Raw genomic sequence first — 17936 nt, 5'->3', positions numbered from 1 at the left:
CGGCGGCTAGACCGGTCATCATCCGGCCCCCCTTGGGCGTCGCCGGACGGGGCCGGTTGCTGAGGTTGCGGTACTTCGCTGTTGTACCGCTTTACCCCAGTCCCAGGTATGTGCGTATGTCTGAGCTATAGCCCACGTTCTGAGGGGCGTAGCCTTCCCAGTCGAAGCATTTTCCAACGTGTCCGCCAATGTTGCCCTGGACAGGATTCGTCAGACGGACTTCCCACCTCTGAACGTCCTCGTGGTACTTCCAGGCGCTCGTGTGATCCACGTCCCAGACGCCCACGACGCGTACGGGTTTGGCCTCGGCCGTGGTGACGGCTACCAGGCGCTTGATCGGCGCCTCTCGGTCAACGCACTTGCCGAGCGGCCAATACCGGCTGCATCGCTCAGCTGCATCCGCCGAATGGGCCGCCCCAGAGACGACGACCCGTTCATCGTCAATCGCATTGAGGCTGATCTTGACGAGCAGAGTCGTGGAGAGATCAGAATATCGCAAGATACCTTGCTGGAAAGGCAGTAGCGGCACCAGATCCTTCGACTGCTTGCGCTTCGCGACGTTGAGGAGATGCGTTCCATGCTCTTCCGCATCCGCAAGGGCCCGGATGATCAGAGACTCCGCACGTTCGGCATCCCCACGAGTTGAGAACGGCATGCTCGTGATCCTCACGTCGCCGCTCCGGTCACGTAGGTCGTCGACGACCTTGGTGTGCGGCCCGTACGGTCGGGCGCGGTCCCCTATCCCCACGTAGCCGATGCTGCCGTCACCGTCGTAGATGAAGTAGACGTAGTTGTTGCTCAACTTGACCTCTCCCGCGCTCACGAGTTGATCCGTGCGCGGGAGCGTAACCGCGGGCTCTGACACCTCAGTTTGGGAAGCTAAGGCGATCTAGGGCCAGTTGGATGTCTGACCTGCGGCGGCGCGCCCTGGCCGCCCTCAACGCCGGCGGCTCGTTGCCCGCCGTTCCCCGTGGCTCCCCGCTCAACCTGGCACGGGTCTGGCACGGATCCCAGGGCGGGCGACGTCCCATCTACATACGGCCGGAAAGGTATCGATGCTTTGGTGGAATTGCGAGCGCTAGGGTGGCGTCAAAGTCGGCGCGATAGCGGACTATGCGGTCATCTAGTGGGCCTGCGATGGTCTCCTTTCTTGCCTCGAAGGTAATGGCCCCACTTTCATCCCTGCCGGCAGCTTGAATGGGCGGTTGGATTATTTCCGCATCCCAAATTGTCGCAACCCGTTGACTCGTGCGGGGTTCACATACGATCTGAAAACCGGAGCGCTTCACCTTCGAATCCTTCGCCCATGCAAGCGGTTTACGGCGAAGGATGGCGTCTACGGTTTCAAGTGCGGTCAGCTTTGGGGCCTCAAGCTCCGGATCGTTCCACATGTTCCTGCCGTGCAGGTTGCGAATTGATATCCATTCATCCCTTGATCTGCGATCGATCCACGTGAACGTCACCTCCTGCTCGGGCTGGAGGATGGCGTGCCCCAGCTCCACTTCCTCGTCGTCAAGCAAGAAGACTGACTGATTTCGGTATCTGTACCAAACCTCTCGTCCCGAGTTTTCATGATCGCGCAGAGTGAGCAGCATTTCGCACGGGTGGGTATTGATGAGCCTCCCTTTGAGGACCACCTCAAGGCTATCTTTTTCCCACTCCCGGACCCATTTGTGCGCCTCGTCCCCTATCATGCTCTCAAATTCGCGCGCTGTTGCTTCTCTGTATTCGATCTTGGTGAGGAACAGGTCCACCGAGGGCGTGTGAGAACTTCGCGCCACTTCGTATGCCGCTTGGCCGGTTCTGCGGGTCAACTCAAGAGACTCTCTTGCAATTCGGCTGGAGCGACGCACGAAGAATGCGGATGTTAGCGCAATTGCTGGAGAGGCTATGGAAAGAGCTTCGGACCAAGTGGGCACGTAGGCCTCCATTTCTCAAACCGGGACTCGTTATCAGCTCAGCTTGACTGTCAGCATCCTTACCCCACCTCCCCCAGCTCCCATCCCGTCCGCCGTCGACCCACACACCGTGGAGCGGGCGTGGTTCAGGGCGTCAAGGTGGAGCGCGCCACTGTACGAACGACCTTGACGCCCTGGGCCGCGACTGCTCGGCTCTGCCTGGGTCGATGGCGGACGGGATGGGAGCCCACAACGCTCACCACGAACCGGCCGGCACTCGCGTACGGCGCCCCCTCCATCCCAGAGTCTGAGCGCCCCCGCCGGAGGCATGTCTTTTAGCTCGCGGATGAGTTCTCGCTTCCGCCCGCATGCACGCAGCGCGCCGCCGGGCGCGGCCAGCCGGGGCGCAGACAGGAGGCAGGCCGCGCCGCACAGGCGGCGCGCGCCCGCGCCGTGCGCGGGCACTTGATGAAGTAGAGAAAGTCTTATCCCGCTGTGATGAGCTGCTTGCCGTCGTGGCTCCGCACGTGAGGGCCGTTGCCGTCCAGGGCGTCCAGCAGACGGACCGCGTAGACCTCGGACATGCGCTCGCTGACCCCGTCGGGTGTGAGCCAGGAGACGGCTGTCGACTCGCTTGATGTGCGCTCGGTGCCGCCGGAGGGCTTGCAGCGGAAGACCAGGGCGACGATGCCTCGGGTCGTGTTCTTGTAGACGCCGGTGAGCTGGTCCACCTCGACGTGGATGCCTGTCTCTTCCCAGACCTCGCGGGCAACGCCGGCTTCCGGCGTCTCGTTGAGTTCGAGGATGCCGCCGGGGAGCTCCCAGGTGCCGTTGTCGGCTCGGCGGATCGCCAGGAGGCGGCCGTCCTCGCGCACCACTACGCCGGCTACGGACACGGAGTGCAGGGGAGGGGGTGTCGCTTCCTGTGGTTGACTCATGTAGAGGAGCATAGGAGGCAGGGAAGGACTATGGGAACTGCGGCGGGAGGGGCCGGTTCCGGTCCTCGGTATGTGCAGATCGCTGATGACCTCGTGCAGCAGATCCGGGCGGGAGTTCTCAAGGCCGGCGACATGGTGCCGAGTGAATCCGAGCTGGTGGACCGCTACGGCGTCTCCGGCGGGACGATCCGTAAGGCCATGGTCGAGGTGCGGGCGAGTGGGCTCGTCGAGACCCGGCACGGCAAGGGCTCGATCGTGAAGAACCGGCCCCCCGTGCGGCACCGCTCCTCCGATCGGTTCCGGCGCTCGCTCCGGCAGGGTGGCCAGGCTGCCTACCTCGCGGAGTCCGCACAGTCCGGCGCCACCGCAAAGGTCAGCGTTCTCTACATCGGCCCCATGGATGCGCCCGAGGATGCTGCCGAGCGCCTGGGCGTCCCTGCCGGTACGCAGGTGCTGGCCCGTCGACGCCTCTACTTCCGTAACGGCACCCCGGTCGAGACCGCTTCGTCGTACCTGCCCTGGGACGTGGTGAAGGAGATCCCCGAGCTGTTCGCCGAGAACCCCGGAGGCGGTGGCATCTACGCCCGACTCGAAGACCACGGCCATGAGTTCGCGGAGTTCGTCGAGACGCTGCAAGCGCGTCCGGCCTCGAAGTCGGAAGCGTCGGAGCTGGCGCTCAGCCCTGGTGCGCCCGTGGTTCACCTGATCCGGGAGGCCTGCACGACCGCGGGGCGCGTGGTCGAGGTGTGCGACACCCTCATGGCCGCTGACCAGTTCGTTTTCGAGTACAGGATCCCTGCCGGCGACTGACGCCCGCTCAACTCCCCGCAGCCCGTCGCGAGTTCTTCTTCGCGGCGGGTTGACTCATGTACAGGAGTGATGCACTCTTCTTCGTGTCACTCATATACATGAGTGGCGGAGTTCAGCATCTATAGAGGAGTGATCTGCTGTGCGTCAGATTCCCGTCGACACCTCCAGCGCGGTCGTGATGGTCGCCAAGACTCCGCAGGTCAAGGTGCGTGACCGCCGTACCGGTGAGATCGCCACCGACATGGAGACCGGTGCTCAGCTCATGACGGTGGACGTGATGTTCGCGGCGAACGAGGAGGTGGAGATCCTGTCCGTCACCGTTCCGGAGCCCGGGATCAGCGGTGAGCTGTCCATGGGTACGCCGGTCGCGCTCACCGGCCTGGTCGCCCGCCCGTGGGAGAACGACTTCAACGGCCAGCGGCGGCACGGCATCGCGTTCCGCGCGGTCGCGGTCACCTCGCTCGCCGACGTCGCCGCTGCTGGGTCGAAGGCGGCCTGATCATGACCGCCTTCACGGTCGCCCTGGTGCTGGTCGTCGCCGCTGCGGGTCTCCTGCGGTGGCGGCGCCCCGCCTGGTACTGGCTGGCATTCGGGGTCACTCTGGCCGCGTTGCGGGTCCTGGTCCGGTACCGCTCGGTCATGGACGCGTGCGGGTTGACCGTTCCGCCAGCGCGATGGCGGTTAGCCCTGGCTCGTGCCGCGAGTCGGCCGGTACCTGAGCCCCGCCCGCCGCGCATCCGACGGCTGCGGCCTACGCGCACCGGTCTGGTCCTGCGGCTCAAGCTCCGTCCCGGACAGGACGCCTTCGACATAGCCGCGGCCTCGGACCGGCTCCGGCACTCGTTCTCGATGTTCGGCGTGACCTCGCGTGAAGTGCGGTCCGGCGTCGTCGAGGTGCGGATGACCGGATACGACGTGCTCAAGCGGGTGCAGATGCCCGCTGAGACAGAGACCCGGCCGATGCGGGTACCGGTCGCCCTTCGGGAGGACGGGGCGGTGCACTACCGCGACTACCGGGCGATACCCCACGCCCTCACCCTCGGCGCCACGGAGTCCGGCAAGTCCGTCTACCAACGCAACCTGGTCGCCGGCCTCGCACCCATGGACGTCGCTCTCGTCGGCATCGACTGCAAGCAGGGAGTCGAACTCTTCCCGCTGGCCCGCCGGTTCTCCGCGCTGGCCGACAGCCCCGACGCTGCCGCCGAACTCCTCGACGCCCTCGTGGCCCGGATGGCAGATGTCTACCACCTCATCCGGACCCAGCAGCGCATCACGGTCGATGTGCCGGACGCGGACATCGCCGCCGACATCTGGGACCTGCCCGATGACCTCCGACCAACCCCGGTTGTCGTTCTGGTCGACGAGGTGGCCGAACTCGCCCTGTACGCAACGAAGGAGGAGGAGAAGCGGCGGGACCGCATCATCACTGCCCTGGTCCGCCTCGCACAGCTCGGCCGCGCGGCCGGCATCTACCTCGAAATCTGCGGACAGCGCTTCGGCTCCGAACTCGGCAAGGGCATCACCATGCTCCGCGCCCAACTCACCGGCCGAACCGCCCACCGCCTCAACGACGAGACCTCCGCCAACATGGCCTTCGGCGACATCGCCCCGGACGCGGTCCTCGCCGCCATCCAGATTCCCGCCGACATGCGGGGCCTCGCCATCGCTGGCGACTCGTCCGGCGGGTGGCACCGCATCCGCGCTCCGCACACCTCGCTCCGCCAGGCCGTGAACCTCTGCAACCGGTACGCCGACCGCACCCCGGACCTGCCCGAGCTGGCCCCCTTCCGGCCTGTCGTGACTGCTCCCGTCACCGCCCTCGCGCCATCGGTGAAGTCCTCTCCGGCCACCGCCTGATTCCTCCCCGATCCACCCGGTAGGCGCGACCGTTTTCGCGCCGGGTCCCTACCCCCTCCATGCCCAAAGAAGGGAGAACCGCCATGTGCCCGGACTGCGACGACTTCGCCCGGACCGTGCTCCTCCTCGGTCAACTCGCCCTGTACGCCGACATGGCCGGCGCCGATCTCGACTTCGTGGACGTCGTCAGCCCGTCCCTCGCCGTGTCGCTGCCGGAGCCGCCGCAGGGCACGTTCCTGGATGACTCCGACCCCGCCGAGGACTCCTGATGGGCGCCCGGCCCGGTCTCCGGGTCGACGCGGTGTTGATCCAGGCGATCATCGCCGGAGCTCTGTCCTTCGCCCACCTGCACGATCTCGCCGCCGCGGCCGGACAGGACGGCTGGAAGGCATGGGCCTACCCGGTCAGTGTCGACCTCCTCCTTGTCGCCGCCTGGCGTCGGCTGCGCAGTGAGGGACCGTCCCGGCTGGCCTGGTGCTGGTTTCTGGTCGCCCTGTTCGCCTCGCTCGGCGCCAACGTCGCCACCGCCGGGTTCCTCGACCTGGCCGACCCGCCCGCCCCGCTCCGCCTCGGCATCGCCGGATGGCCTGCGCTCGCCTTCCTTGGCGGCACCCTCCTCGCGCACTCGTCGGGGGATGCGGAGTCGGAGCCGGCCACCGTCGCGGACGCGGAGGACGTCGGGCCGGTGCCTGCGCCTGATGCCGTCCCGGCCCCGTCCCCGGCTGAGGAAGCCAGTACGCCTCCGGCCCTGCCCTCGCCCCCGGCTCCGCCGGTCCCCGCCGCACTGGTCGACCACGCCCGCAAGGTCGCCGACGAGTACCGCACGCGCACCGGCTCTCCGATCGACACGGACACCCTCCGCGCCCGCCTCGGCGTCCCGCCCCACCTCGCCGATGCCATCGCCGCCCACCTCAGCTGACCGCAAAGGAGAACCGAGATGACCAACGACCCCGCCGACCTGACCGTGGCCGACTACCTCGACAGCGCGCGGGACATGGCCGCGGCCGGACGCCCCTTCCTCGCCCACCTGCTCGCCGAGGAAGCCGCTCGACGCGTTGACGACCCGGCCACCGCCCGCAGTATCCGCGCCCAGTACCCCGACCCCGCGACCGACAGGGGCTGACCGGCATGCCCGCTCGCGACAGCTTCCACTCCGTGATGCGTATCGGCCCCGTGCAGATCGGCACCCACCGCGACCGCACCGGCCGCACGGCCCACGCCGCTGTCTGCACCGCCGACCGCTGCGGCTGGTCCGCCGACTACTCCAGCCGGACCGCCGCCCAACTCGCCGCCCGCACACACCGCTGCACCGTCCGTTAGGAGACAGCGTCCATGGACGTCCCCCTCTGGTTCGCCCTGCTGGCTGTCGGCTACCTCGGCATCAAACTCTTCCGCCCGCCGGTGTGGCTGATCTGCGTGCTCCTCCTCGGCGGCTACCTCCTCGCCGACAGCCTCTTCGCCTCCGTCATCGACACCGCCGTCAAGTAGCCCGCACCCAGGAGAGGAGACCAACCATGTTCCAGCCCAAGATCCCGACCATGCCCCAGCCCACCGGCCTGGTCACCCCGCCCGCCGTCATCCAGCCGACCGCTGTCACTCCGGGTACGCCGGTCCCGCCCGCGGTGCCCACCGCCGCCCCGGTGTCGTCCCGTCCGGTCGTCCAGCTCACCCCCGGAACCGCGCTCGCACTCGTCGGCGCCGGCACCGCCGTCGTCCTGGTCGTGGGCGCCGTCCTGGTCTCGCTGCTCCTGGCGGTCGCCGTCACTGGCGCCTCGGTAGCGGTCTGCGCGGTCGTCCTGCGCTCCCTGATCGCCTCCGGCGCCAAACGCCGCTGACCGGCCCCCGGGCGGCCTCGATACCGCCAAGCATCCGCTGCCCGGGAGCCGTCCCCACCGATCGAACTCGCAACCGGAAGGAACTCCCAGCATGGCCCACCGGGCCTCACTCTCGACACAGAAACCGTCCATGTCCATGGACCCCGCCGTCCTCGGGGACGTCCTCCGGGTGGCCTCGGCCTCCGACTACACCCGCTGGGAGGATCAGATTCGCCGTACCGGCGGCTGCGCCGACCCGGTCCACTTGAGCGGCTGGGTGACCCACAAGGACAAGAGCAGCGGCGAGACCCTGCACCGCTACTCCACCGCGTCCGAGCCGGGCGGGCGCCTACGTATCGCCTGCGGCAACCGCCGCGTCTCCCGCTGCCCCTCCTGCGCCTGGACCTACGCGGGCGACACCTACCACCTCATCCGCGCCGGCCTCGCCGGAGACGACCGCCGCGACATCCCCACCACCGTCCGCGACCACCCGCGCGTCTTCGCCACCCTCACCGCACCTTCATTCGGCCCGGTCCACAACCGACCCGACCGTGGCACCTGCCGCTGCGGCACCCGGCACGCCGCCGACGCCCCGAACCTCGGCACCGCCCTCGACCCGGGCACCTATGACTACGCGGGCGCCGTGCTCTTCAACAACCATGCCGGACAGCTCTGGCAGCGCTTCACCACCCGACTCCGCCGCGAACTCGCCGTCCGCGCGGGCATCCGACGCCGTGAACTCGGCGACCATCTCCGGGTCTCTTTCGGCAAGGTCGCCGAATTCCAGAAGCGCGGCGCTCTCCACTTCCACGCTGTCGTACGCCTCGACGGCCCGGACGGACCCGGCACACCGCCACCCGCCTGGGCCACGGTCGACGCACTCAGCGACGCGATACGAGCCGCCGCCACGCACTCGTACACCTCGGTCTCGGTCCCGGCTGCCGGTGACCAGCCGACCCGGACGTTCCGTTGGGGCCGACAGCTCGACGTTCGCCCGGTCAAAGTCTTCGGCGACGGATCCGACATCACCGAACAGGCAGTCGCCTCCTACGTGGCCAAGTACGCCACCAAAGCCGCCGAGAACACCGGCACCCTTGACCGCCGCATCGGCGAGCTTGCCGAGCTCGACCGCCACCGCATCCCCGATCACACCCGTCGGCTCATCACCGCATGCCGTGAGCTCGATGGCCTCTATCCGGACCGGCGCCTCTGGGCCTGGGCGCACATGCTCGGCTTCCGCGGCCACTTCTCGTCGAAGTCGCGCACCTACTCCACGACCCTCGGCGCCATCCGCCAGGAACGCGCCGACTACCGCGCCGCCCAGGAAGCGCCCGCCCTCGGCCTCGCCGACCGCGAACCGGACACCGTCCTCGTCCTGACCGACTGGCAGTACGTCGGCCACGGGCACACCCCCGGCGAAGGGGCCCTTGCCGCCACCATCGCCCGTGACCTCCAGACCAACCGCGAGACCGCCCGCGAAGCACTGAACGCTCGCACCGCCGACGAAGGGGAGTGGTGACCGTGGACCGACTGCTCACCGTGGGCCAGGTCGCCGAACGCCTCGGCACCGGTCTCCGCTTCCCACGTCGGCTCATCGAGGAACGCCGCATCGCGTTCGTCAAGGTCGGCCGACACGTCCGCATCCGGGAAAGTGCCGTGGACGAGTACGTCAGTGCCCACACGGTGGAACCGATCGTCCTGCGGCCCACCTCGACGTACCGGCGGGCTGCCTGATGGCCGGCAAGCGCAAGTCCCGCCGCTCCTTCGGCCGCATTCGTAAGCTGCCCTCCGGCCGGTTCCAGGCTCGATACCCGGGGCCTGACGGCGTGCTGCGCGCCGCTGATCAGACGTTCGCCACCACGACGGACGCCGATCGCTGGCTGGCACGGAAGCGAATCGAGATGGAAGAGGGCCGCTGGCTCGACCCCGCCGAGGGCCAGACCACCGTCCGCGACTGGTCGGCACGCTGGCTCGCCGCGGTCTCCCCGCAGCTCAAGCACAAGACACAGGCGTCGTATCGATCCCTGATCAACTCGCTGATCGTTCCGGCTCTCGGTGATCGTGAGCTGTCCAGCCTTCGGCCGATTACCGTCGTCGAGTGGGTCGGCTCGATGAAGACCCGGGGTCTCAGCGCGTCACGGATCCGGCAGGCGTATCGGGTGCTCTCGCAGATCATGCGGGCGGCTGTCGACAACGAGATGATCGGGCAGACCCCGTGCAGGGGTGTGAAGCTGCCTCGGATGCCGCAGACCGAGCCGCACATCCTCACCCCGTTGGAAGCCTCACGGATCGTGCGGTGCGCGACGAAGCCGCATGATCTGCTGATCTCCTTGCTCGCCTACGCGGGTCTGCGAGTTGGGGAGGCGTTTGCGCTGCGGCGAGCGGACATCGATGTGTCCGGCGGCCTGGTCCTCGTCGATGAGAATCTGGCCGAAGCGAACGGCACCCTCGTCTTCGACACTCCCAAGTCCCATCAGAAGCGGGTCCTGCGGATCGGGCCGTCACTCGCGGCGCGGATAGGCCGACACCTGGAGACGCTGCCCGGCGGGGAGGATGCTCTCCTCTTCGTCACGCCCGGCGGCAAGCCTCTGCGCTACAACCAGTGGCGCAAGGCCTACTTCGACCCTGCGGTGGCGGCGGCGGGGCTCACTGACGTGACGCCGCACGATCTGCGCGCCTCGCACGGCACGTGGGTCGCTGACCGGTACGGCGTGATGACCGCAGCCCATCGGCTCGGCCACTCGAACGCGAGCGTCACTACCCGGCACTATGCCCGGCCGGTTGCCGGTCGCGATGACCAGGTGGCTCATGCAACTGACCTATGGATGAGCGGGGGTGTAGAAGGCAGTTCGGAAAGTAGGCCGACCTGAGCAGTTGCAGTCGCCAGCCTTGGCCAACTGATCCTCGGTTGCGAGGCGATGCCTGTCGGGAGAGCACATGGCAACGGAATGTGAGCGCGTGCGGGCGATGTGTAATATTCACGTTGCCAGTTGGGTGCTGTAAGGCTACCGGCTGGCACAGGTATGGCCTGGCCCACAACCAGCGGCAATTCCTGACACCTACAGAGAAAGACGTAGATGTGAAGATTGCCTTGGCCATGCTGCTCGTGATCGTTTTCCTTCTGGCGACCGTAGTGGGGCTTGCCGCTTCGTGGCTTGCAGTCCTGCTGGGCGAGTCGAGGGTGACGGCCGTTGAGTGGGGAGCTAAGTCTGCGGTTTGCGTGGCCACACTCGGTCTCGCAGTCGTGACTCTTATCCTCCTCCATACCTGAACAAGCTGCCCCGGTGCTCATTTGCCGGGGCAGCTCGGGCAAGCGGTTGTGGCCGTGTGCGCGGTGTGGGGAGGCACTGGGGCACGTAGCGGGCACGGTGACGATGAAGACGGCTCCGCCGGGATGCCCGTACCTGTCTGACCTGCTGCGGAGAACGCCACCCGACGCGCCCCCGAAAGGTCTTGAAAACCGTCGTGGCAGCGATGTCACCGTGGGTTCAAATCCCACACCCACCGCAGGTGAACGGCCCCTGACCGGGTGAATCGGTCGGGGGCCGTTCCGCTGCGCACTGTCTGTCAGTACTCGTGGTTCCCCTCGGCCAGTACTCGTCGTTCCCCGTCGGCTCCCGGCGGAACGGGCACGGCAAGAGCGCGGATACCACCTCGGACGCGGCGGGATTCCTCAGGGTGGTGGACGGGGCGGAGCTGTAGCGCAGAGGTCGTTGCGCGCATGTCCGCGCACCGGGAGCCCTGGCCGTCACCTCGGGGGTTCGCAGCGGGTTGTGGTGAGACGTGCCGCTGAGGCGATGGTCGCGCGGGCCTCGTGTTCGGGGAGGCCGGTGTGGACGGCGGCTTCGGTGAGGGCGTCCGCCAGGCTGTCGCCGAAGCCGTGTTCGTAGGCGCGGCAGGCGGCCCAGAAGAGCCGGGTGTTGCGCTGGCCCTCGTCCGCCGCGAGGACGAACCGGATCAGGCCGCGGCCCCGGTCGTCGGGGCGGCCGTGGCGGCGATGTGTGCGTGCCGGGGGCGTCAGCAGCTGGAGGAGGGCGCGGGGGCAGGGGGCCGGCGGGAGGGTGCCGGTGCCGGGGACGAGCCGGTAGGTGCCGCGGGTGGTGGCCGAGCCGGGGCCGACCAGGTAGCCGCCCGTGCCGCGGATGTCGATGCCGGGGGCGAGCCGGCCCGCGGAGTTCGGTACGGCCGTTCCGGGCGGGCCGGACAGCCAGATGTGGCGGCCGCCGCTGGGGGTGAGCACCGTGACGGTCGGCGGGATGGTGAACAGGTGGTGCAGGGCGAGCTGTTGCAGGGCCGCCGTGGAGTCGTTCCGGCCGGTGGCGTCGATGTCGAGGTCGATACCGATGAGGTGGTGCGGGGCCCGGCCGCAGGCGATGCCGTAGCCGGTGGCCCAGGGGGCGGCGGCGAAGAGGGCGCGTACGGCGGTGGGGTCGGTGGTGGCGTCATGGACGCCGTGTCCGGGCAGGCCGCAGGCGCCCCGGCAACTGCTCGGGCGGTCCTCGTCGCGGTGCGGGGAGCGCAGGGCGGGGAGCTTGGTGGCGGACAACGGGATGACGGGGAGCCCGTGTTCGGCCGCGGACAGTGCGTGGGCCAGGGCCAGGGTGAAGGTTCGCCGGTCGGTGATGGCCATGCTTCCATGCTCGTACTAACGTTCGAATAAAGGAAGAGGGGTGGGTCCGTGAGCGCGGTGCGAGGTGTAGTGGTGGAACGCTTCTTCTCCTGCGGGGCAAGGGCTGTGGGGGTGCGTCCGGCTGACCTGCGAGTCTGTGATGTCTGGGGGTTTATCGGCTCTTCCTCACGCTTGCGAGGGAATCGAAAAGCATGGGTGGTTCGCCGGGGTGGTGGCGGGCAGCCTTGATCTCGCGACGTCGTGACCATCACCCGGGCGGTCGGCCAACCGGCCCGGGGCCGGCCTTACTTTCGGTTCCTGGAGGAATAGACATGGCAAGCATCCGTACCGCTCGTGCCCTCGCTGTTGTTGCCGCTCTGCCCCTCACCGCCGCGCTCTTCGCCGGTGTGGCCCAGGCCGACAACGGCTCGTTCGCGAACGACGGATCGAACGCGGGGGTGGCCGCGATCAGCGGCAGCGGCGTCGGGGCCAACTTCGGCAACTCGTCCACTTCGCAGCAGCAGGCCGTCGGAGACGGGGCGTCGAACCAGAGCAACTCCGCCCAGGTGAACGGCTCCGCATTCACTGCGATCGACCAGTCCAGCCACACCGTCGCGGTGAACTTCACCAATCTCTGGTGATCCGGTGCCTGCCGCGGGCCGGTCGGTGGGTCGGGCCGCGGTTGGGGGAACGACGGCCTGCGTGGCATCCCTTCGGTGGTGGCGTGCAGGCCGTTCGTCGTTCCCGGGGGTGAGGGGGTGAGGGGGTGAGGGTGGAAGGGGGAAGGGGGAGTTGAGGGGGTCGGGGAGTTGAGGTGAGGGGGCTGAGGGGCGCGGGGATGAAGTGGGTGGGAGGGGGTGAAAGGGGGAGGGGCCGGTGAGGGGCTGCTGTCGGGTGTCTTGACAGGTGAACAGAATCTGACGGACAGTCAGAAACCCCTGATCCCTGATCCCTGATGCCTGATGCCTGATCCGCAGGCCTTTCCCGGGAGGCAGCCGCCGTGCACCTGGCCCCTACGGAGCGCCAGCTACAGCTGCGCGCCGAACTCCGCACGTACTTCCGCGATGTGATGCCGGAGTCCGGCCACCGGACCGGTCCGGTGGCCGGGAGCCCGGCCGAACAGCGGCGACTGCTGCGCCGCATCGGCGCGGACGGGATGCTGGGACTCGGCTGGCCCGTCGAGTACGGCGGGCAGGGGCGCGGCGCGGACGAACAGTTCGTGTTCTTCGACGAGGCCTACCGGGCGGGCGCCCCCGTCTCGATGGTCACCCTCAACACCGTGGGCCCCACCCTGATGAAGTACGGGACCGAGGCGCAGAAGGAGTACTTTCTGCCGCGGATCCTGGCCGGTGAGATTGTCTTCGCCATCGGCTACAGCGAGCCGGAGGCCGGTACCGACCTGGCGGCGCTGCGGACCAGGGCCGTACGGCAGGGCGACTCGTGGGTCATCGACGGGCAGAAGATCTTCACCAGCAACGCGCAGAACGCGGACTGGATCTGGCTCGCCTGCCGTACGGATCCGGACGCGCCCAAGCACCGGGGCATCTCGATCATCCTTGTGCCGACAGACGCGCCCGGCTTCTCCTGGACGCCCATCGAGACCGTGGGCGGGCTGACCACGACCGCCACGTACTACGACGGCGTTCAGGTGCCCGCCACCGGGCTGGTCGGTGCGGAGAACGGGGGCTGGGGGCTGATCACCAACCAGTTGAACCATGAGCGGGTGGCCCTGGCCGCGATCGGGATGCAGGCCGAGGACTTCTACGACGCGGCGCTCACCTTCGCCCGCACGCCCGATCCGGTGACGGGGCGGCGCCCGGTCGACGAGCCGTGGATCCGGTCCAGGCTGGCCGAGGCCTACGCCCGGCTGGCCGCGACGCGCCTGCTCAACTGGCGTCTGGTGGGGGATGTCGGGGCCGGCGCGCTGGCCCCCGGCGAGGCCAGCGGCGTGAAGTTCGTGGGAACCGAAAGCGCCGTAGAGGTGTATCGGATGTGCCAGGAGATCACGGGCGACGCCGGAATGATCCGGGGCGGTTCGCACGGCGCCTTCGGGGACGGGGAGCTGGAGCGGATGAACAGGGCGGCGCAGATCAACACCTTCGGGGGCGGGGTGAGCGAGGTGCAGCGGGAGATCGTCGCGACGATGCGGCTCGGGATGAAGAGGGGGAAACGGTGATGGACGGGCAGGGCGTGCGGGACGAACTGTACGAGCGGCTCAGGGCGTACGAGGGGCGGTCGGCCGCCATCGCCGGCAGCGGCAAGGACCCGGTCAACGAGCCCATGATCAGGCACTGGTGCGAGGCCATGGGGGATACGAACCCCGCATACGCCGGCCCCGACGCCATTGCCCCTCCGGCCATGCTGCAGGCGTGGACGATGGGCGGGCTGTCGGGGCACACGGACCGGGGCGAGGCCTACGACGAGCTCTTCGGCCTGCTCGACGGGGCCGGGTACCGCTCGGTGGTCGCGACCGACTGTGAGCAGGAGTATCTGCGGCCGCTGCGCCCCGGTGACCGGATCACCTTCGACGCGGTGATCGAGGCGGTGTCGGAGCGGAAGACGACGAAGCTGGGCACCGGCTACTTCGTCACCACGCGTATGGACGTCCGGGCGCAGGACGAGCCGGCGGGGACGCACCGCTTCCGGATCCTCAAGTACCGGCCGGCGTCGCCGAAGGGGAAGGCGAAGGGGAATGCGAAGGGGAATGCGAAGGGGAAGGCCGAGGCGCCGGGCAAGGGGACAGCGCGGTCCGGGGAGAGGCGGGGTGGCGGGAGCCTGCGGCCCCGGCCGGTGATCAACCGGGACAACGCCGGGTTCTGGAAGGGCGTCTCCGCGCACCAGCTGCTGATCCAGCGCTGCGGCGCATGCGGCACCCTGCGCTTCCCCTGGCTGCCCGGCTGCAACGCCTGCGGGTCGCCCGAGTGGGAGACGGTCGAGGCGTCGGGCGAGGGCACCGTCTTCTCGTACGTCGTGATGCATCACCCGCCCTTCCCCGCGTTCAGCACGTCCGAGGGCGCCGAGCCGTACGCGGTGGCGCTGGTGGAGCTCGCGGAGGGGGTCCGGATGGTCAGCAACGTGATCGGGGTGCCGTACGACAAGGTGCGGGTGGGAATGCCGGTCCGGCTGGAATTCCTCCGTACGGACCCCGAGTTGGAACTGCCGGTCTTCCGGGGGAGCGAGGGCTGACATGGATTTCACACCCACTGAGGAGCAGACCGCCGCGCAGGGGCTCGCCGCCCGGATCTTCGGGGATCTGTCGACGCACGACCGTCTGGTCGCGGCCGGCACCGGTACGGACGCCGAGCTCTGGAAGGAGCTCTGCGCGGCCGGACTGCCCGGGGCGGTCGAGGAGATCGGACTCCTCGGCCTGGTGCTCCTCCTGGAGGAACAGGGCCGGACGACCGCACAGGTGCCCCTCGCGTCGAGCTGTGTCTACGGGCTCCTCGCCGTCGCCGGACACGGTACGGACGAACAGTGCGAGCGGCTGCTGCCCCCGTTCCGGGACGGTACGGCGGTTGCGGCGGGGGCCTTCCCGGCGGGCGGCGCCGTACAGGCGCGGCCGGAGGGAGGACTGAGCGGCACGGCGCCGCTGGTGCCGTGGCTGAGGGACGCCACCCATGTCCTTGTCGCAGCCGCGGACCGGTCGCTGTGGATCGTACGGACCGCGGACGCCGGTGTGCTGACCGAGCCCGTGGAGACCACGGCCCCGTGGTCGGCGGGACGGCTCGTGCTCGACGGGGCGCCCGGCGAACGGCTCGGCGGGGCGCGGGCGTACGAGGAGGTGCTCGCGACGGCCCGGACGGCGTTCGCGGGCCTGCAGGCGGGGGTGTGCGCGGGTGCGGTGGCGCGCGCTGTCGAACACACCGGCGCGCGTGAGCAGTTCGGGCGTCCGCTCTCGACCAACCAGGGGGTGCTGCTGCGAGCCGCCGACGCCCATATGGACACCGAGGCGATACGCGTCACGGCGTACGAGGCCGCATGGCTGCACGACCGGTCGCTGCCCCGTGCGGCGCAGGCGCTCACCGCCGCGTGGTGGGCGTCCGAGGCGGGAAAACGGGTCGTGCACGCGGCGCAGCACCTGCACGGAGGTACGGGCGCCGACCTCGACCACCCCGTGCACCGGCACTTCCTCTGGGGTCGTCAGCTCGACGCCTGTCTCGGCTGCGGCAGCGAAGTGCTTCAGGAACTCGGCGCACTGCTGGTGGAGGAGGGTTCGCGGTGAAGGTCGGCGAAGAGCTGGCACCGCTGGAGATCGCGGTGACCCGCACCCTGATCGTGTCGGGCGCGGTCGCCTCCCGCGATTACCAGGACGTGCACCATGACGCGGAGCTGGCCCGGGAGAAGGGCTCCCCGGACATCTTCATGAACATCCTGACGACCAACGGCCTGGTCGGGCGGTACGTCACCGACCATTTCGGGCCCTCGGCGGTGCTCAGAAGGATCGCCATCAGGCTGGGTGCCCCGAACTATCCGGGCGACACGATGGTGTTGAGCGGCAAGGTGACCGCGCTCGGTGACGACGGGACGGCCGAGGTGTCGATAGTCGGCGCCAACGGGCTGGGCAGGCATGTCACCGGCACGGTGACCATCAGCGTTCCGGAGGGATCCGCATGAGCGTGCGCAGGGCCGATTCGCTCGGCGGACGGGCGGCCGTGGCCGGGATCGGGGCGACCGAGTTCTCCAAGGACTCAGGACGCAGCGAACTCAAACTGGCCGTCGAGGCCGTGCGGGCGGCGCTCGACGACGCGGGGCTCAGCCCCGCCGATGTCGACGGACTGGTCACCTTCACCATGGACACCAGCCCTGAGATCACCGTCGCCCAGGCGGCCGGCATCGGTGAGCTGTCGTTCTTCTCCCGCATCCACTACGGGGGCGGGGCGGCCTGTGCCACCGTCCAGCAGGCGGCCCTCGCCGTCGCCTGCGGGGTGGCCGACGTGGTCGTCTGCTACCGCGCGTTCAACGAGAGGTCGGGGCGGCGCTTCGGCTCCGGGGTGCAGCAGCGGGAACCCACCGCCGAGGGCGCGGCGCTGGGCTGGAACCTGCCCTTCGGGCTGCTCACCCCCGCTTCCTGGGTGGCCATGGCGGCCCAGCGGTATCTGCACACCTACGGGCTGACGCCGGAGGCCTTCGGCCACGTCGCGGTCACCGACCGGCGCCATGCCGCGCGCAACCCGGCGGCGTACTTCTACGAGAAGCCGATCACCCTTGCCGAACATGCGGCGTCCCGCTGGATCGTCGAGCCCCTGCGCCTGCTCGACTGCTGTCAGGAGACAGACGGCGGACAGGCGATCGTCGTCACCAGCGCGGAACGGGCCAGAGACCTGCGGCAGCCGCCCGCGGTGATCGTCGCCGCCGCGCAGGGAGCCGGGCGGGCACAGGAGCAGATGACGAGCTTCTACCGTGACGGGCTGACGGGTCTGCCGGAGATGAATGTCGTCGCCCGCCAGCTCTGGCGGAGCTCGGGCCTCTCCCCCGCCGACATCGACGTGGCGATCCTGTACGACCACTTCACCCCGTTCGTGCTGATGCAACTGGAGGAGTTCGGATTCTGCGGACCGGGCGAGGCCGCCGACTTCGTGGCAGCCGACGCGCTGCCCCTGAACACCCATGGCGGCCAGCTGGGGGAGGCGTACCTGCACGGGATGAACGGCATCGCGGAGGCGGTCCGGCAGATCCGGGGCACCTCGGTGAACCAGATACCCGGGGCGGCCCGGTCCCTGGTCACGGCCGGCACGGGGGTACCCACCTCGGGTCTTGTCCTGGGCCGGGAGCAGTGAGCGGCGCGACCGGTCCGTGGGACGCGCGGTCCGCTGGGCGACCCGTAACCGGTCCGTGGGACGCGCGGTCTGCTGGGCGACCCGTAACCGGTCCGTGGGACGCGCGGTCCGCTGGGCGACCCTGAGTGCTGTCGCGCGGCCCCTCCACCTACAGGAGGTGGCAGGGGGGCCGGTCCTACACCCTGAGGCGGACCCGGTTTCGGGACCTGGGGGCGATCCCCGGAGCGGCGCCC

22 protein-coding genes are annotated in these 17936 nt (G+C 69.1%); 18 read left to right on the top strand and 4 right to left on the bottom strand.

Going from position 1 to position 17936, the window contains the following annotated elements; translation table 11 throughout:
* Positions 1–91 precede the first annotated feature (91 nt).
* The 3 genes from AB0I52_RS01940 to AB0I52_RS01930 form a co-directional block, all read right to left on the bottom strand.
* The gene (locus tag AB0I52_RS01940; protein WP_363067968.1) at positions 92–802 is read right to left on the bottom strand and encodes a hypothetical protein; all 711 of its coding nucleotides are present in this window, start codon (positions 800–802) and stop codon (positions 92–94) included.
* A gap of 229 nt (positions 803–1031) precedes the next feature.
* Positions 1032–1919, bottom strand: coding sequence for a hypothetical protein (locus AB0I52_RS01935; protein ID WP_363067966.1), 888 nt, complete (start codon positions 1917–1919; stop codon positions 1032–1034).
* A 464-nt stretch (positions 1920–2383) separates the two neighbouring features.
* Entirely contained in the window at positions 2384–2848 is a 465-nt protein-coding gene (locus AB0I52_RS01930) for an NUDIX domain-containing protein (protein ID WP_363067965.1), read from the bottom strand.
* 18 nt (positions 2849–2866) lie between these two features.
* Between AB0I52_RS01930 and AB0I52_RS01925 the strand changes: the two genes are divergently transcribed.
* From AB0I52_RS01925 to AB0I52_RS01870, 12 genes are all read left to right on the top strand, one after another.
* Positions 2867–3646, top strand: a complete 780-nt coding sequence (locus AB0I52_RS01925; protein ID WP_363067964.1) for a GntR family transcriptional regulator — start codon at positions 2867–2869, stop codon at positions 3644–3646.
* A 139-nt stretch (positions 3647–3785) separates the two neighbouring features.
* Positions 3786–4145 (top strand): hypothetical protein, encoded by a 360-nt coding sequence (locus AB0I52_RS01920; RefSeq protein WP_326659849.1) that lies wholly within the window; start codon positions 3786–3788, stop codon positions 4143–4145.
* A 2-nt stretch (positions 4146–4147) separates the two neighbouring features.
* Positions 4148–5503, top strand: coding sequence for an FtsK/SpoIIIE domain-containing protein (locus tag AB0I52_RS01915; RefSeq protein WP_363067962.1), 1356 nt, complete (start codon positions 4148–4150; stop codon positions 5501–5503).
* A gap of 83 nt (positions 5504–5586) precedes the next feature.
* The gene (locus AB0I52_RS01910; RefSeq protein ID WP_363067960.1) at positions 5587–5772 is read left to right on the top strand and encodes a hypothetical protein; all 186 of its coding nucleotides are present in this window, start codon (positions 5587–5589) and stop codon (positions 5770–5772) included.
* Positions 5772–6422, top strand: a complete 651-nt coding sequence (locus AB0I52_RS01905; protein ID WP_363067958.1) for a DUF2637 domain-containing protein — start codon at positions 5772–5774, stop codon at positions 6420–6422. The genes AB0I52_RS01910 and AB0I52_RS01905 overlap by 1 nt, the downstream gene beginning before the upstream one ends.
* An 18-nt stretch (positions 6423–6440) precedes the next feature.
* Positions 6441–6626 carry a hypothetical protein gene (locus AB0I52_RS01900; protein WP_363067957.1) on the top strand — a complete coding sequence of 62 codons (186 nt, stop codon included), beginning with the start codon at positions 6441–6443 and terminating at the stop codon, positions 6624–6626.
* A 5-nt stretch (positions 6627–6631) separates the two neighbouring features.
* Positions 6632–6823, top strand: coding sequence for a mobile element transfer protein (locus AB0I52_RS01895; protein ID WP_003967784.1), 192 nt, complete (start codon positions 6632–6634; stop codon positions 6821–6823).
* Between the two features lie 12 nt (positions 6824–6835).
* A complete protein-coding gene (locus AB0I52_RS01890) occupies positions 6836–6991 on the top strand; it encodes a hypothetical protein (RefSeq protein WP_363067956.1) in 156 nt (51 codons plus the stop codon).
* A 26-nt stretch (positions 6992–7017) separates the two neighbouring features.
* Positions 7018–7338 (top strand): SpdD-like protein, encoded by a 321-nt coding sequence (locus tag AB0I52_RS01885; protein WP_363067955.1) that lies wholly within the window; start codon positions 7018–7020, stop codon positions 7336–7338.
* Between the two features lie 91 nt (positions 7339–7429).
* A complete protein-coding gene (repSA, locus tag AB0I52_RS01880) occupies positions 7430–8836 on the top strand; it encodes a replication initiator protein RepSA (protein ID WP_363067954.1) in 1407 nt (468 codons plus the stop codon).
* Positions 8830–9051 (top strand): helix-turn-helix domain-containing protein, encoded by a 222-nt coding sequence (locus tag AB0I52_RS01875; protein ID WP_363067953.1) that lies wholly within the window; start codon positions 8830–8832, stop codon positions 9049–9051. Before repSA ends, AB0I52_RS01875 begins: the two co-directional genes overlap by 7 nt.
* Positions 9051–10187: a tyrosine-type recombinase/integrase gene (locus AB0I52_RS01870; protein ID WP_363067951.1), complete on the top strand. Its 1137-nt coding sequence runs from the start codon at positions 9051–9053 to the stop codon at positions 10185–10187. The genes AB0I52_RS01875 and AB0I52_RS01870 overlap by 1 nt, the downstream gene beginning before the upstream one ends.
* A gap of 878 nt (positions 10188–11065) precedes the next feature.
* Here AB0I52_RS01870 and AB0I52_RS01865 read toward each other — a convergent pair.
* On the bottom strand, positions 11066–11947 hold the full coding sequence (locus AB0I52_RS01865; protein ID WP_363067949.1) for a bifunctional DNA primase/polymerase: 882 nt from the start codon (positions 11945–11947) through the stop codon (positions 11066–11068).
* Between the two features lie 311 nt (positions 11948–12258).
* Here AB0I52_RS01865 and AB0I52_RS01860 point away from each other — a divergent pair, with 311 nt between their 5' ends.
* The 6 genes from AB0I52_RS01860 to AB0I52_RS01835 all read left to right on the top strand — a co-directional run bounded on the left by AB0I52_RS01860 (position 12259) and on the right by AB0I52_RS01835 (position 17703).
* Positions 12259–12567, top strand: coding sequence for a hypothetical protein (locus tag AB0I52_RS01860; protein ID WP_363067948.1), 309 nt, complete (start codon positions 12259–12261; stop codon positions 12565–12567).
* 359 nt (positions 12568–12926) lie between these two features.
* Entirely contained in the window at positions 12927–14102 is a 1176-nt protein-coding gene (locus tag AB0I52_RS01855) for an acyl-CoA dehydrogenase family protein (protein ID WP_363067947.1), read from the top strand.
* The gene (locus AB0I52_RS01850; protein WP_363067945.1) at positions 14102–15112 is read left to right on the top strand and encodes a bifunctional MaoC family dehydratase N-terminal/OB-fold nucleic acid binding domain-containing protein; all 1011 of its coding nucleotides are present in this window, start codon (positions 14102–14104) and stop codon (positions 15110–15112) included. The genes AB0I52_RS01855 and AB0I52_RS01850 overlap by 1 nt, the downstream gene beginning before the upstream one ends.
* A gap of 1 nt (position 15113) precedes the next feature.
* Positions 15114–16148, top strand: coding sequence for an acyl-CoA dehydrogenase family protein (locus tag AB0I52_RS01845; protein WP_363067943.1), 1035 nt, complete (start codon positions 15114–15116; stop codon positions 16146–16148).
* Positions 16145–16540 carry a MaoC family dehydratase gene (locus AB0I52_RS01840; RefSeq protein ID WP_363067941.1) on the top strand — a complete coding sequence of 132 codons (396 nt, stop codon included), beginning with the start codon at positions 16145–16147 and terminating at the stop codon, positions 16538–16540. The genes AB0I52_RS01845 and AB0I52_RS01840 overlap by 4 nt, the downstream gene beginning before the upstream one ends.
* Positions 16537–17703: a lipid-transfer protein gene (locus AB0I52_RS01835; RefSeq protein WP_363067939.1), complete on the top strand. Its 1167-nt coding sequence runs from the start codon at positions 16537–16539 to the stop codon at positions 17701–17703. The genes AB0I52_RS01840 and AB0I52_RS01835 overlap by 4 nt, the downstream gene beginning before the upstream one ends.
* The last annotated feature ends 233 nt before the right edge of the window (positions 17704–17936 follow it).

The sequence above is a fragment of the Streptomyces sp. NPDC050423 genome (assembly GCF_040655445.1).
Lineage (GTDB): Bacteria > Actinomycetota > Actinomycetes > Streptomycetales > Streptomycetaceae > Streptomyces.
This window is presented reverse-complemented; position numbering and strand designations above follow the sequence as displayed.